This window comes from Pseudodesulfovibrio karagichevae (assembly GCF_041414475.1).
Lineage (GTDB): Bacteria > Desulfobacterota > Desulfovibrionia > Desulfovibrionales > Desulfovibrionaceae > Pseudodesulfovibrio > Pseudodesulfovibrio karagichevae.
Genome location: NZ_JBGLYH010000025.1, coordinates 1 through 12,002 on the forward strand (window position 1 = coordinate 1; position 12,002 = coordinate 12,002).

Annotated in this window: 12 protein-coding genes; 2 read left to right on the forward strand and 10 right to left on the reverse strand. The window is 67.2% G+C overall.

The features are described 5' to 3' along the window. Positions 1 to 690 precede the first annotated feature (690 nt). The gene (locus tag AB6M95_RS10115) at positions 691 to 1,470 is read left to right on the forward strand and encodes a nitroreductase family protein (protein ID WP_371386621.1); all 780 of its coding nucleotides are present in this window, start codon (positions 691 to 693) and stop codon (positions 1,468 to 1,470) included. A 33-nt stretch (positions 1,471 to 1,503) separates the two neighbouring features. On the opposite strand, the gene AB6M95_RS10120 is transcribed toward AB6M95_RS10115, so the two are convergent. The 9 genes from AB6M95_RS10120 to AB6M95_RS10160 all read right to left on the reverse strand — a co-directional run bounded on the left by AB6M95_RS10120 (position 1,504) and on the right by AB6M95_RS10160 (position 9,926). Beyond that, positions 1,504 to 2,169 carry a hypothetical protein gene (locus AB6M95_RS10120; protein ID WP_371386622.1) on the reverse strand — a complete coding sequence of 222 codons (666 nt, stop codon included), beginning with the start codon at positions 2,167 to 2,169 and terminating at the stop codon, positions 1,504 to 1,506. Then, a complete protein-coding gene (locus AB6M95_RS10125) occupies positions 2,170 to 2,490 on the reverse strand; it encodes a hypothetical protein (protein WP_371386623.1) in 321 nt (106 codons plus the stop codon). After that, the gene (locus tag AB6M95_RS10130) at positions 2,483 to 3,442 is read right to left on the reverse strand and encodes a metallophosphoesterase family protein (protein WP_371386624.1); all 960 of its coding nucleotides are present in this window, start codon (positions 3,440 to 3,442) and stop codon (positions 2,483 to 2,485) included. The genes AB6M95_RS10125 and AB6M95_RS10130 overlap by 8 nt, the downstream gene beginning before the upstream one ends. Continuing rightward, entirely contained in the window at positions 3,432 to 4,790 is a 1,359-nt protein-coding gene (locus AB6M95_RS10135) for an AAA family ATPase (protein WP_371386625.1), read from the reverse strand. The genes AB6M95_RS10130 and AB6M95_RS10135 overlap by 11 nt, the downstream gene beginning before the upstream one ends. A gap of 3 nt (positions 4,791 to 4,793) precedes the next feature. Further along, positions 4,794 to 5,699 (reverse strand): C-GCAxxG-C-C family (seleno)protein, encoded by a 906-nt coding sequence (locus AB6M95_RS10140; protein ID WP_371386626.1) that lies wholly within the window; start codon positions 5,697 to 5,699, stop codon positions 4,794 to 4,796. Beyond that, positions 5,700 to 6,473, reverse strand: coding sequence for a tRNA1(Val) (adenine(37)-N6)-methyltransferase (locus AB6M95_RS10145; protein WP_371386627.1), 774 nt, complete (start codon positions 6,471 to 6,473; stop codon positions 5,700 to 5,702). Further along, positions 6,470 to 8,014 (reverse strand): murein biosynthesis integral membrane protein MurJ, encoded by a 1,545-nt coding sequence (gene murJ / locus AB6M95_RS10150; RefSeq protein ID WP_371386628.1) that lies wholly within the window; start codon positions 8,012 to 8,014, stop codon positions 6,470 to 6,472. Before murJ ends, AB6M95_RS10145 begins: the two co-directional genes overlap by 4 nt. A gap of 267 nt (positions 8,015 to 8,281) precedes the next feature. Next, positions 8,282 to 9,100 (reverse strand): bifunctional DNA-formamidopyrimidine glycosylase/DNA-(apurinic or apyrimidinic site) lyase, encoded by an 819-nt coding sequence (gene mutM, locus AB6M95_RS10155; protein ID WP_371386629.1) that lies wholly within the window; start codon positions 9,098 to 9,100, stop codon positions 8,282 to 8,284. Between the two features lie 112 nt (positions 9,101 to 9,212). After that, positions 9,213 to 9,926 (reverse strand): DUF6125 family protein, encoded by a 714-nt coding sequence (locus AB6M95_RS10160; protein WP_371386630.1) that lies wholly within the window; start codon positions 9,924 to 9,926, stop codon positions 9,213 to 9,215. Positions 9,927 to 10,674: 748 nt separating this feature from the next. On the opposite strand from AB6M95_RS10160, the gene AB6M95_RS10165 reads away from it, so the two are divergent. Then, positions 10,675 to 11,466 carry an HAD hydrolase family protein gene (locus AB6M95_RS10165; protein WP_371386631.1) on the forward strand — a complete coding sequence of 264 codons (792 nt, stop codon included), beginning with the start codon at positions 10,675 to 10,677 and terminating at the stop codon, positions 11,464 to 11,466. On the opposite strand, the gene AB6M95_RS10170 is transcribed toward AB6M95_RS10165, so the two are convergent. Further along, a complete protein-coding gene (locus tag AB6M95_RS10170) occupies positions 11,467 to 11,949 on the reverse strand; it encodes a thermonuclease family protein (protein ID WP_371386632.1) in 483 nt (160 codons plus the stop codon). Positions 11,950 to 12,002 lie beyond the last annotated feature (53 nt).

The window sequence follows — 12,002 nt, forward strand, 5'->3', positions numbered from 1 at the left end:
CCGGGGGAAGGGGGAAAGGAAACCCTTTGGAAAGGGCTTTCCTTTCCCCCTTCCCCCGGACCCCCATCCCCTTTTCCTTCCTAAACTTTTTATGCCGCTTCGCGGGGAGGAAACGCGATAATTTTCCTTTGAATAAAAAGCACACCCTCCCGCTTCCGCACGCCCCTGCCGAAGGCACACAAAAAGTTTCGGAGAGTCCAGAGAACCCTTTTCAAAGGGTTCTTTGGCGGGTCCAGGGCAGCGCCCTGGCCGTCGGAGACGCCCGCCCGGCGAGGGCTCCCTCGAAAAAAAGGCGCAAAAAAAGTGCGCTGACCGGATTACCCGGCGGTCCCTGGCTCTGATTGCCTCGGGGGTCCATGCGCACACTATGCTTTGCGGGAGCGCGACTCGATTCGCTGATATATGGTTAGCTGTGGTTTAACGGGTGGAATCCTCCGTTCGGGTTGCTCGTTCTATATGTTATGGGCCAATCCCTTTCGGGCCTTTCCCTTATGGCCATCTTTGGCACTATAGAAGTAAGCATTCCGACGCAGTTGTCCAGAGGGCAACCCGCGAAATCGGCGGCAAAGGCGGTGCCGGGGGGCGGTTTCCTGGCGGGAACCGGGGCACCGGGCCGTGCCTTCTTGCCTTGCGGGCGGCAGGTGGTATGTTCAAGGGAAGCCAAGAAGACCATACAGGAGATATTTCGTCATGATCACCATCGATGCCCGGAAATGTACACAGGACGGTTTCTGCGTCCTGGCCTGTCCCGTGAATCTCATCAAGCTGGACGGCGGCCTCCCCGAAGAGGTAGACGGGGCCGCCGACCGCTGCATCCGTTGCGGGCACTGCGTGGCCGTGTGCCCAACGGGCGCTCTGGACAATATCCTTACCCCCGCCGGAGAGTTTCTCCCGGTGCCCGACAAGCAGCCCGACGCCGAGGCCATGGAGAACCTGCTTATCTCCCGGCGCTCGGCCCGGTCATTCCGCAAGAAGCCGGTCGAGCGCGAGCAGCTGGAGCGGCTTCTGGAGACGGCCCGGCGCGCGCCCACGGCGTCCAACGCCCAGAAGCTGTCCTGGACCATGATCCAGGACCCGCAGCGGCTGGACCGCGTGCGCGAGCTCTCTCTTGAGTGGATGGCCACCGACCCGGCGCGCTCACACCATATCGAAGCCGCCCGGCAGGGGCGGGACGTGATCCTGCGCGACGCCACGGCCCTGGCCGTGGTCCACGGCCCCGCGGACTATTTCTGGACCGCCATCGACGGCACCCTCGCCCTGACCTACATGGAGCTGCTGGCCGCGACCATGGGACTCGGCACCTGCTGGGCCGGGTTGGTGACTTACGCGAGCACGGCGGTTCCGGAACTGCTCCCGGTGCTCGGCGTGCCCGAAGGCAGCAAGGTCGGCGGCGCGATCATGCTCGGGCATCCCCGGCTGAAGCACCGCCTGGTCCCGCCCCGGAACGCGGCGCGGGTCACCTGGCTGTAAGCGGAAGAATGGGACGGCCCTCCTGCGGGAGGGTCACTTGACCTGCTTGACCACGGCCCCTGCCTCGCGGTCCGGGGTCAGTTCGAAGATGCGGTCGGCGGACCCGGCGAACAGGTCCAGCGGGTGATGGCTGATGACCAGGAGCTGGAGCCCCAGGCGGGCGGCGATCTCCTGGATCAGCTTCATGAACTTGGGGATCAGGCCGGGCTTGAGCCAGCAGTCCTGCTCGTCGAGCACCAGGAAAGGCCGGTGGGCGGCCTCGGGCAGCTGGGACAGGGCGATGAGGCGCAGGCCCACGGACAGGATATTGCAGACCGAGCCGCCCTGGCCGGACATGATATCCTCGATCTCGTCCTCGCGGCCCTGGTTGCGGATCAGGAAATGGATCTGCAGCCGGTTGTTCTTGACCTCGCGCTCGGTGACCACCACCCGGTCCTGGCCCAGTATCTCGCGGATGGCGTGGGTCAGGTTGGCCTCCACCTCGTCGAGGATGCGGCCAAACAGGGCGGTGGACAGTTCCTCGAGGGTGTCGCTCGCCCTGGGGGCGAGGTCCAGGAACTCGCGCACCTCGGCGAGCTTGCGGCGCACGCGGCCGTGCTCGGCGTGCCACTGCTCGCCCAAAGCGGACAGCCGGTGCAGCCGCCCATCGGCCCGGCGGCGGGCCTGGCGCAGCTCGTTCAGGTCGGCGGACAGGGTCACCTAGTCGCCCTCCACCGCGTTTTCCACCTGGGCGAGGTCGGCCTGCACCTGTTGGATGTGTTCGCGGTACTGGGCGACAACCTCTTCGTTTTGCAACCGTTTCTCTTCAAGAAGCTGTTGCAGTTCCTTGAGGTCGCTGGTCCCGTATTCGGCCTCGGCCTGCTGTTTCAGGGTCTGAAGCTGGTGGGAGAGCTGGGCCACGGCCTCCTCGGTGCGCACCTTGCGGTCGCGCAACTGCTCGTACTGGCGGCGCAGGGCGTTAAGCTCCTGTTCCACCTGGGAATCCCTGTTCGTCCCTGTTTGGTTGGGGTTGTTATTCACCGGATACGACCTCCTCGTAGAGTTCCCAGATGAGCTTGCCCTCCGGGGTTTCGGTGCTCAGATTTTCGGTCAGGAACTGCCGCAGGCCCGTGCCCTCGTGGGTGCGCTGCCAAGCCAGCCGTTCCAGCCCCTTGATGAAATTCGATTCGCCCTCGGTCTCCTGCTCCTCGGGGGGCAGGTCCTGGTCCGGGAAGACCTGGTCGAAGGGCAGGTACGGAACCACCCATTTCTCCAGTTCCTCGCAGCCGGGCGTCCAGATGGCGGCGGCGGGCTCGCGGGCCATGGACCGCCGGGTGAAGGTCAGCCGGGTGATGTTGCCGGGGTTGGCCCAGGTGGTCCGCCCCTTGGTCACCGTGGCCTGGGGCCGGTGGATGTGGCCGTTGACGACCCAGTCGATGCCCGGCAGCTCCCTGATGGAGTAGGCCCGGTCGATGAACTCCGGGAAGCGGATATTGTGGTGGGACAGCCAGACCACGGTCTCCGGGTCGCCCTGTTCGTGCTCATAGGCCTTGGGCAGGGGCGCGCCGTCCGGACTGGCCCCGACCAGGACCGGGCCGTCCGGAGTGTCCAGGATGAACTGCGGGCCGATCTCCTTCATCAGCCGGACCGCGCCCGCCGTCTCAAGCACGGCCAGGGACACGTCGTCCGTGAAGCGCGACTGGTACTTGTCGTGGTTTCCCACCAGGACGAACACGGTTTGATCGCCGATGCGGCCGCCGAACAGACGGATGAGCTCCACGAGCATGCGGTTGGAGTTGTCGCGCGGCCAGTGGAAGAGGTCGCCGAGCAGGACGAAGGCCATGCCGAGTTCGTCGGCCCGCTTGAGGCAGGCGGTCAGCTTGGCCAGGATCTGGTCGAGATACCCCTCCAGCCGCTGGCCCGGCGGATGGTCCGCCAGGTGCGGGTCGGCCACCAGGAACAGGCCGTTGGCCTTGATGCGGTCAAGCGCCATGTCGGCACCCGTGGTCCAGGAAGGAGTCGGTGGTCAGGTCGCCGCCGCAGACCGGGCAGCAGCCGATGGCCTGGATTCGCTCGTCCATGGCGACCACAACGGACAGCAAGTCCGCTTCCAGACCGCCCAGTTCGGCCTGCCGTTCCGAAATTTTATCTGTCAATCCGGTGAGTTCCGTGACCATGCCGCCCAGTCCGCCCAGGGGTGCGGGCGCGGGCGGTTCAGCAATCTTCCCCAAGACCGATTCTAGGCTGGCCAGCCGCTTGTTGCGGGCGCGCAGGACGTACAGCTCGTCCACGAGCCGGGCCAGCCGCGCGGTGTTCTCCGGGGCCGGCGGAACGGCCAGTCCGGCCAGGGCCGCCTGATGGATAGAGGCCCGGTGCAGGGTCGCCCCGGTCAGGGCCAGGTCGCGCAGGAGGTGGCGCAGGGGGGCCGTGTCCGCCGTCTCGGGCGGACCGTCGAGCCCGGCCAGAGCCCCGGCGGTGCGGGCCGCCCGGTCGCGCAGGGCCGACACCGTGCCCATGGACCCGATGTGCCGCTTGAGCCGGTCCACGTCCTGGACCGGCGGCGGGGGCTGGACCGCTTCGAGGACCGCGCCCGAGGCCCGTTCGCGACCGAGGGCGGAGGCCAGGGAGCGCTGCCCGGCCAGAGCCGCTTCCAGGGCCGGGATGGTCCGTTCCAGACCGGTGGCGGCGCGTTCCAGAGCTTCGGCCTCCTCCATGCGCCGGGTGATGTCCGGCAGGGGGGCGAGGCGGTCCAGGTCCGCGCCGATGCGCCCAGCCTGCTCGTCCAGGGCGCGCTCCTCGCGCTTGGCGTCGCGCACGCGCATCTTGAGGGCGTTCTGCATGGCCAGCAGGTGGGCGGACTCGGTGGACGCGGCGAAAAATTCGGCCATGACCGAATCGGGCTGGTTGAGCAGGAAGACCGGGTCGCGCTGGTTGCCCAGGTGCACGTCCACGGCGTCCTTGCGGGTCTCCAGCTCCACCTGGTCCAGGCGCAGGATTCTGGCCACGTCCTCGGGCACCCTGCCCTGGAGCTTGTGGTACTCCTCGGGCTCCTCGGCGTCCGGGGCCCAGACCTCGTACTTGGCCCACCGCTTGGTGCGCACCCAGGCCACGCGCGTGCCGTCGTCCACCTCCACCTCCACGCGCGCCTCCTTGGCTCCGTGGCGGATGTACAAGGCCGGGTTGGGGCTGCGCGCCGGGTTGGTGGCCAGACAGCGCAGGGCCTCGACCACGGCGGACTTGCCGGTGTTGTTGGAACCGGTCAGGATGGTCACGCCGGGCCCGAGCTCAAGCTCGGTATGCTCGTGGGCCATGAAGTTATCGATAATGATTTTATTAATCATATCTTAAGGGTATCTAGGCTTATCCTTGAGTTTCCGATACCACTTCGCGGCACCGCACTCGCGCATCTTCTCGTTGTTGGCCCGCCAGACGTCGCCCAGGCGGTCCGGCATGCCGTGCTCGTCGCAGGGGAACTTCCCGCATTCGAAACAGTAGTCCACGCCGTGGGCCTTGGCGCAGCCCGGCACCTTGCAGGCCTGGAACAGACAACCCTGCTCCCGGCACCCGGTACAGGACCCCTTGGCCAGGAAGTCGAGCAGCTCGGCAAAGGCCGGATAGCCCGCGAAGACCGGGTTCATGGCCTCGAACCGCTTGGCGTAGGCCGCGAAGTTCGGCCCGAGCTGGTCGCGCAGCTCCCGGCTCGCGCGGTGGACGGGACCGTCCGCGAAGGCCGCGCACTGGCCGCAGAGCAGACCGCACGGGGCGAGCCTGGACCTGATCCAGTCGGCCTCATCCGGAAGGTAGCCGTGTTCCCGGAGAATGGAAAGGGCGGTCTCGACCGCGAACACGGCCATGCGGTAGCAGTCCAGGCGCAGGTTGTCGCGGCGGTAGCGCGCCTTGTCGTCCGGGTCGGTGAAATCGCACTGGATCAGTTCGAAGCAGTTGATGGACCCGAATTGGCCGTCAAAGCGGTCCAGCAACTCCTGGACCAGGGCGTAGCAGGCCTCATGGTCCTCGCCGGCCTCGCCCCGCCCGGCGTACAGGCCGATGCCCATGACCGCGCCAGACACGGCCCCGCACTGGCCGCAGGTCCGCGACAGGCCGCTGCAAAAGCCCGTGGCCGCGCGGGTCACGTCCCGGCTCTCCCGCCCGCCCGCCTCGGCAATGACCTGGACCACGGACTCGGCGCACAGGAACTTGTTGTCGCCGAACAGCTCCAGCAACCGGTTCTTCACGAAATCGTTCGCCATCTATGTATCCTCTTCCTCGTCCTCTTTGGGGTTGCAGGCCAGAAACGGGCAGAAATCCAGGGCCTGCCCGCTCAGGCGGGTCCCCTTTCCTGTCCCTTCGTGCAGAATCAGCGGCGGCTCGACGCGCAGCCCCTGGCTGGCCGCCTTGACCGTCTCCATGAGCACCATGCGGGCCTCCTGGTCCGCCTTGCCATGGACCATGCGCAACCGCTTGGGGGCCAGCCCGGCCTCGGCCAGGTCGGCCATGAGCCCGGGCAGCCGCTCGGGCAGGTGCACGAAGGCGAACCGGCCCCGCGTCTTGAGGGCCAGGGCCGCGCAGCGGGCGAACCCGGCAAAGGTCCCGGTCCCCTCGAAGCGGGCGTTCCTGCGGCTCTCCTCCCCGCTCGCCCGGCCCTTGCCGAGCTTGCGGTAGGGCGGGTTGGCGACCACGAAATCCACCACCCCATCGGGCCGCCAATCGGCCACGTCGCCCCGTTCTATCGTTAACTTATCGGTAAAATACAGATTGGCCGCGTTTTCCTCGGCAGCCCTCACGGACTGCGGGTTCAGTTCGATGCCGGTGAGGCGGAGCCCAGGCTGACGAAGGAGCAGGGCCAGGCCGATCACGCCGCAGCCGCAGCCCAGGTCCACGCCCTTCTGACCACGGGTTACGTTGGCGAAGGAGGCCAGGAGCAGGGAGTCCAGGGAGAAGCGGTAGCCGTCCTCGGGCTGGACCAGGCCGCGCGGGAAATAGGCGCGACGCTCGAGGATCGCCCGGGTGTCCACGCCGCTCATTTGCGCCCCGCCAGCTTGCGCCGCACCCGTGAGCGGAACATGTCCGCGAACAGGCGAGCCTCCTTCAGCCCGAGAACCAGGGACAGGAACATGTAGATTCCGATCCAGGCCGGGATGAGCAGCACCCACCACGGACGCCAGCCCGCGCTGAGGAACGCGCCCCCGCCGATGAGCGCGGACAGCAGCAGCATGCGCAGGGCGGCCCCCACGGGCAGGGGGGACGAGCCGCGCTTGCGGCACAGCAGCACGTACAGCAGTCCGAAATTGAGCAGGGAGGACGCGCTCACGGCCAGGGCCAAGCCCACGTGGGCCAGGAACTGCATGAGCAGCACGCCCAGGCCGATGTTGGCCGCCAGACAGAGCACCGCGATCTTGACCGGGGTGCGGGTGTCCTCCAGGGCGTAGAACCCGGCCACCAGCGGGCGCGACAGGGCGATGAACGGCAGCCCCACGGAATAGGCCACCAGGGCGTTGGAGGTGGCCGTGACCGCCTCGGGCGTGAACGCCCCGCGCTGAAAGAGCAGGCCGATGACAGGCGAGGCCAGCCCGATGAGTCCGGCCGCCGCAGGCAGGCTGATGAATAATGTCAATCCCAGCGACGCGGACAGGGCCTCGTCGTACTCCGCCATCTCGCCCTTGGCCGCCAGCCGGGACAGGGACGGCAGGGCCGCTGTGCTGATGGCGATGCCGAACACCCCCAGCGGGAACTGGACCAGCCGATCCGCGTAATAAAGATAGGACACGGACCCCACCGGCAGGAACGAGGCCAGCAGGGTGCCGAGCAGGATGTTCAGCTGGTACACGGCCGCGCCGAAGACCGTGGGCAGCATGAGCATGCCCATGCGCGCCACGCCCTTGTTCCGCCACGACCACGGCCCGCGCCAGGAAAACCCGGTGCGCCCGAGAAACGGCTGTTGCAGCAGCCACTGGGCCGCGCCGCCGATGAGCACGCCGTAGGCCATGCAGTAGGCCACGTTGTAGCCCGCGAAATAGCCGAACAGGGCCGCGCCGATGAGCGAGACGTTCAGGGCCACCGGGGCCAGGGCCGGGGCCAGGAAATGATTGCGCGAGTTGAGGATGCCCATGCACAGGGCCACCCCGCAGATGAGCACCACATAGGGGAAGCAGATGCGCACGAGGTCCACGGTGACCGTGAACTGCTCGTGGTTGTCCAGGAATCCCGGAGCGATGGCCATGGTCAGCGGACGGGCCAGCAGCTCCACGACGAGGGTGATGCCGACCAGGACCACGGCCAGCCAGGCCGCCGCCGACCGGGCCATGGCCTGGGCCGCCTCTTCCCCTTCCTCCTCCATGAGCCGGGAGTAGATGGGGATGAAGGCCATGGTCAGGGAGCCCTCGCCGAACAGCCGCCGGAGCAGGTTCGGGATGCGGAAGGCCACGAAGAAGGCGTCGGCGAACAGGCCCGCGCCCAGGGCGAAGGCCACGATGATGTCTCTAACGAACCCCAGGATGCGCGAGACCAGGGTGGCGCCCGCCACCACCGCCGCGTTTCGGGCTATGCGCCTGCCGTGATCACTCACTCGGTCCACCGCCCGGATTCGTTTCGCCGCCGTTCATTTTTTTGCACAGGATAAACTCTAGAGATTTTATAGAGAACTGTTTTCCAACCCGGAATAACTGCCTATTCCATCCGTTTCCGCATGCCCGATCCGCTGATGGGCCGCCGATCCGGCCAGTGGTTCCATTGGGCCGTCCCGGTCCGCCGCAACCAAAGAGCGGCACGGGCGGCAGGCCGGATTCGTCCCGCGAACCGCAACCATCTTTCGCAGGCCGTTGCGGTCAAAAATTCATCGCCTGCGCTGGCACTTGGGGCAGAAGGTCGAGGTCCGACCCGCCACGGTCACGGCACGCAGCGTCTCGCCGCATCGCCTGCACGCCTGTCCCTTGCGCCCGTACACGTTGAAGCTGTTCTGGAACGCCCCGGCATCGCCGTGCGAGTTCACGTAGTCCGAGATGGAGCTGCCGTTCTCGGCGATGGCCTGTTCGAGCACGGCCTGCAACTCGGTGAACAGTTTCACAGCCCGCTCGCGCCCCACCTTGCTGCCCCGGGTCTCGGGGTTGATGCCCGCCCGGAACAGGGATTCGTCCGCATAGATGTTGCCAACGCCCGCCACCACCGACTGGTTCAGCAAGAGCGCCTTGATGGCGCAGTTGCGCCCGGTGACGCGCTCGGCCAGGACCTCGGGCGCGGTCTCCAGCGGCTCGGGCCCGGCCTTGCACAGGAAGTCCCAGCAGTCCAACTCGCCCGCCGGGAAACAGCGCACGTAGCCGAACTTGCGCATGTCCGCAAAGGACAACAACGAACCGTCGTCCAGATGAAAGAAAATCCGGTCGTGCTTCTCCGCCGCGCGCCGGGGCCCGTGGACCACGCGCCCGGTCATCTTCAGGTGGAAGGCCAGGGTCGAGCCGTTGTCCAGCTCCACGAGCAGCACCTTGGCCCGCCGCCGGACGCGCGTGATCGTGCGGCCCAGCACCTTAGGCACCAGGGTCTCCTCGGGCTCGCTCAGCCGCGTCAGGCCCGGCACCTCCACCGACTCGATGGACCGGCCCGTTACCGACGCGTCCAACCCGCGCGCAATGACTTCCACTTCAGGCAGTTCCGGCATGGTTTGGTGAGTACCCGAAATCCGTGCGGGTGAAAAGCGGCTCCACCTCTCCCGCCATCGGAAGTTTCAAAGGGGGAATCGCCCCGCCCGATGACGAACCCGGCCGGACCGGCTACTCCTCGACCAGGGTGAAGCGCCAGGCGCAGGCCCATTCCTCGGGATGCGGGTCCGGCGGGCAGCCCACGCACTCGCAGCGCAGCCGGGAATCGATCTCGCGCGCGAACCCGGTGTACTCGGTGGTGCCGCCGGATTTGCACGGATAATCCGCCAGCCCCCGCCGCTTGCGAGCGGTCTGCACCCGGCAGTCGGTCATGCGGAAAACAATGGAGTCCTCCGTCTCCTCGACGAACTCCCATTCATTGAGCTGCCCGTACATGCGCGCCGCCAGCCCGGCCTTGAGCGCACCGATGCCCCCGCTCTCCGGCAGTTTGAGCAGGGCCTTGACCCGCCGGGCCTCCAGCGGCGCGAACCGGGCCCAGCAGGTGTCGTTGACCCGCTTGGCCGCGTCCATGCCCGCCATGCGCTCAACGGCCTGGAACCAAACCCCGTCCGCAGCCAGCCAGCCCGTGCGCAACGCCTGGGCCGCATCGTCCAGCACCTCCGGGGCCACGTCGGCCAGCAGCCCGCCCGACTCCCTGCCCAGCGCCCGCTCCAGTTTGCCCCGCAAGATAGACTCCAACCGGTCCCCGGCCTCGCCCTCGGCGGTCAACGCCGCGTCCAGCCCGAGCTGGTGCACGCTCTCGGCCAGCCACAACCCGTAATGCGCCGCCAACTGCCGGATTACCCCGGCCAACTCCGCCGCCTTGTCCGCGCTCGTCTCGCTCACGCCTGCCTCCTGGTTTCGGTCCGCACTACACGGGAAGCGGAAGTCGAGGCAAGGGCCGAGGATGGATGACGGGTGATGCCTCCGGCGGCCCCTCCGGGGAGTGCCCTCGCCGGGCAGGCGCCTCCGGCGGCCAGGGCCCTGCCCTGGACCCGCTTAAGGCCGAGGGCCTTAAGAATCCCGTGTTCGCTTCGCTCAAGGGCGTGCGGCGCCGAAAGGCTGGGACAGGACGCCTTCCGCCGTACCGGTTGGCGATTTCGGGCAGAAAAAACGGGTGGAACGGCGTGCTTCTTTGCAGAGGAAGCACGCCGTTTTTTCTGCCCGAAATCGCAGGTTTTTCTTTTAAGAAAGGGGGCTTCGGTAAAAAAGGGCTCTTCGCCGCCGTTCGAAAACGCCGCAAAACCCATTTTCCGAGTTCCGCCTGCCCCACCAGCGGCGTTGGCTACCGTCCCTAAGTGTTCGCGCCGGACGGCCCTCCGAGGCCCGTGGACGTCCGGCGCGAACACTTAGGGACACCGCCCGGCCAAGCTACTCCCCCCCCACGCGCAACACTCCGCCATCCCCGCGCCCGCACGCCCCTGCCGAAGGCACACAAAAAGTTTTGGAGGGTCCAGGGAACCTTTTCCCAAAAGGTTCCCTGGCGGGGTCTGGGGCAGCGCCCCAGCCGCCGGAGGCCTCTTTCCCCCGAATGTTGCGCGGTTGGGCCGGGCAAGGTAGGTTACATGGCAAATCGCTACGTCAAGGAGTCGAGATGGCCACATTTCCGCCTGTCACCGTGTTGGTTCGAAACATTGACAAATCCGCGCGCTTCTACAAGGCGGCGTTGGGATTCGACCTGGCCTGGGACGGGCTTTTGGTCGGTCCGTACGGCCAGTCGCTGCGGCTGGTGGAGGGACCGGGGACCACGGCCGGGGGGTGTGTGATCGTGACCATCGAGGTGCCGGACGTGGGCCGGGCCGTGGACGCCATTCTGGACAACGGCGGGGGCCGGGCCGAGAAGCTGATGGGCGACGCGCCGTTGTATCTGGGGCCGGACGGCGAGATGCTGGCCCTGGCCGGGCGCGGGCTGCCGGGCGCGGAACGCATCCGCATGGTGGTCTACGACTTTGACGGGGTGATGACGGACAACCAGGTGCTGACCGACCAGGACGGGCGCGAGTCGGTCCGGGCCAACCGCAGCGACGGGCTGGGCATAGGGCTCATCCAGCGGCTGGGCATCCGGCAGGTGATCCTGTCCACCGAGGCCAACCCCGTGGTCAAGGCACGGGCGGACAAGATCGGGCTGGAGGCGTTGCACGGCATCCACGACAAGGGTTCGGCCCTGCTCCGGCTGGCGGAGAAGTATCAGATGTCCGTGGGCGAGATCCTTTTCATCGGCAACGACATTAACGATTCCGGCGCCATGGGGCTGGCCGGGTTCAAGGCCGCGCCCGCCGACGCCCACCCGTCCATCCTGGCCCTGGCCGACTACGTCACCGACGCCAAGGGCGGTTGCGGCGTGATCCGCGAGATGGCCGACGTGCTGACCGCGGCGCGGGCGTAACTACTTCCTGGGGTGGGTCCTGCGCCACTGGCCCGGTGTCATGTCCAGGCCGCCCTTGATCCAGAAACCGCGCTTTTCCCGGCGCGCCTCTGCTTCGGCCTGTTTGATGAGGTCGTAGTGGCGGGTGTTCGGCTTGATCCGGATGGGGATGGCCAGCCCGGCGCGCACTAGTTCCTCGTTGAGCATGCGGCCGTCCGCGTAGACGTAGGCCAGGGTGCGGCCGTAGCGGTCGCGGCGGTCCCTGTCGAACTCCAGATGCACAGTCTTGCCCTGGCAGAAGCTCCGGGAGAAGTCCTTGGCCTTGCGGCTGTATTCCTGCTTGTATTCCGGGGCGTCCACGCCGATGAGGCGGACTTCCAGGGTGTCGCCCGCGTGGTCCACGCGCAGGGAGTCGCCGTCCAGGGCGCGCAGGAAGCGGGCGTCCAACCCCTCGGCCCCGGCGAAAGCGGGCGAAAGACAGACGTAGGCCAGCAGGCAAGCCACGAAAAAAGCGCGGGGGAAAAGGGAGTTGCGGCGAAGCATGGATTGAGCATAGA

What these genes read in the sequence shown, in the direction of transcription:
- AB6M95_RS10115 (WP_371386621.1), top strand. Translation starts at nt 691, where the DNA reads ATGATCACCATCGATGCCCGGAAATGTACACAGGACGGTTTCTGCGTC.
- AB6M95_RS10130 (WP_371386624.1), bottom strand. Translation starts at nt 3,442, where the DNA reads ATGGCGCTTGACCGCATCAAGGCCAACGGCCTGTTCCTGGTGGCCGAC.
- AB6M95_RS10135 (WP_371386625.1), bottom strand. Translation starts at nt 4,790, where the DNA reads ATGATTAATAAAATCATTATCGATAACTTCATGGCCCACGAGCATACC.
- AB6M95_RS10140 (WP_371386626.1), bottom strand. Translation starts at nt 5,699, where the DNA reads ATGGCGAACGATTTCGTGAAGAACCGGTTGCTGGAGCTGTTCGGCGAC.
- AB6M95_RS10145 (WP_371386627.1), bottom strand. Translation starts at nt 6,473, where the DNA reads ATGAGCGGCGTGGACACCCGGGCGATCCTCGAGCGTCGCGCCTATTTC.
- mutM (WP_371386629.1), bottom strand. Translation starts at nt 9,100, where the DNA reads ATGCCGGAACTGCCTGAAGTGGAAGTCATTGCGCGCGGGTTGGACGCG.
- AB6M95_RS10165 (WP_371386631.1), top strand. Translation starts at nt 10,675, where the DNA reads ATGGCCACATTTCCGCCTGTCACCGTGTTGGTTCGAAACATTGACAAA.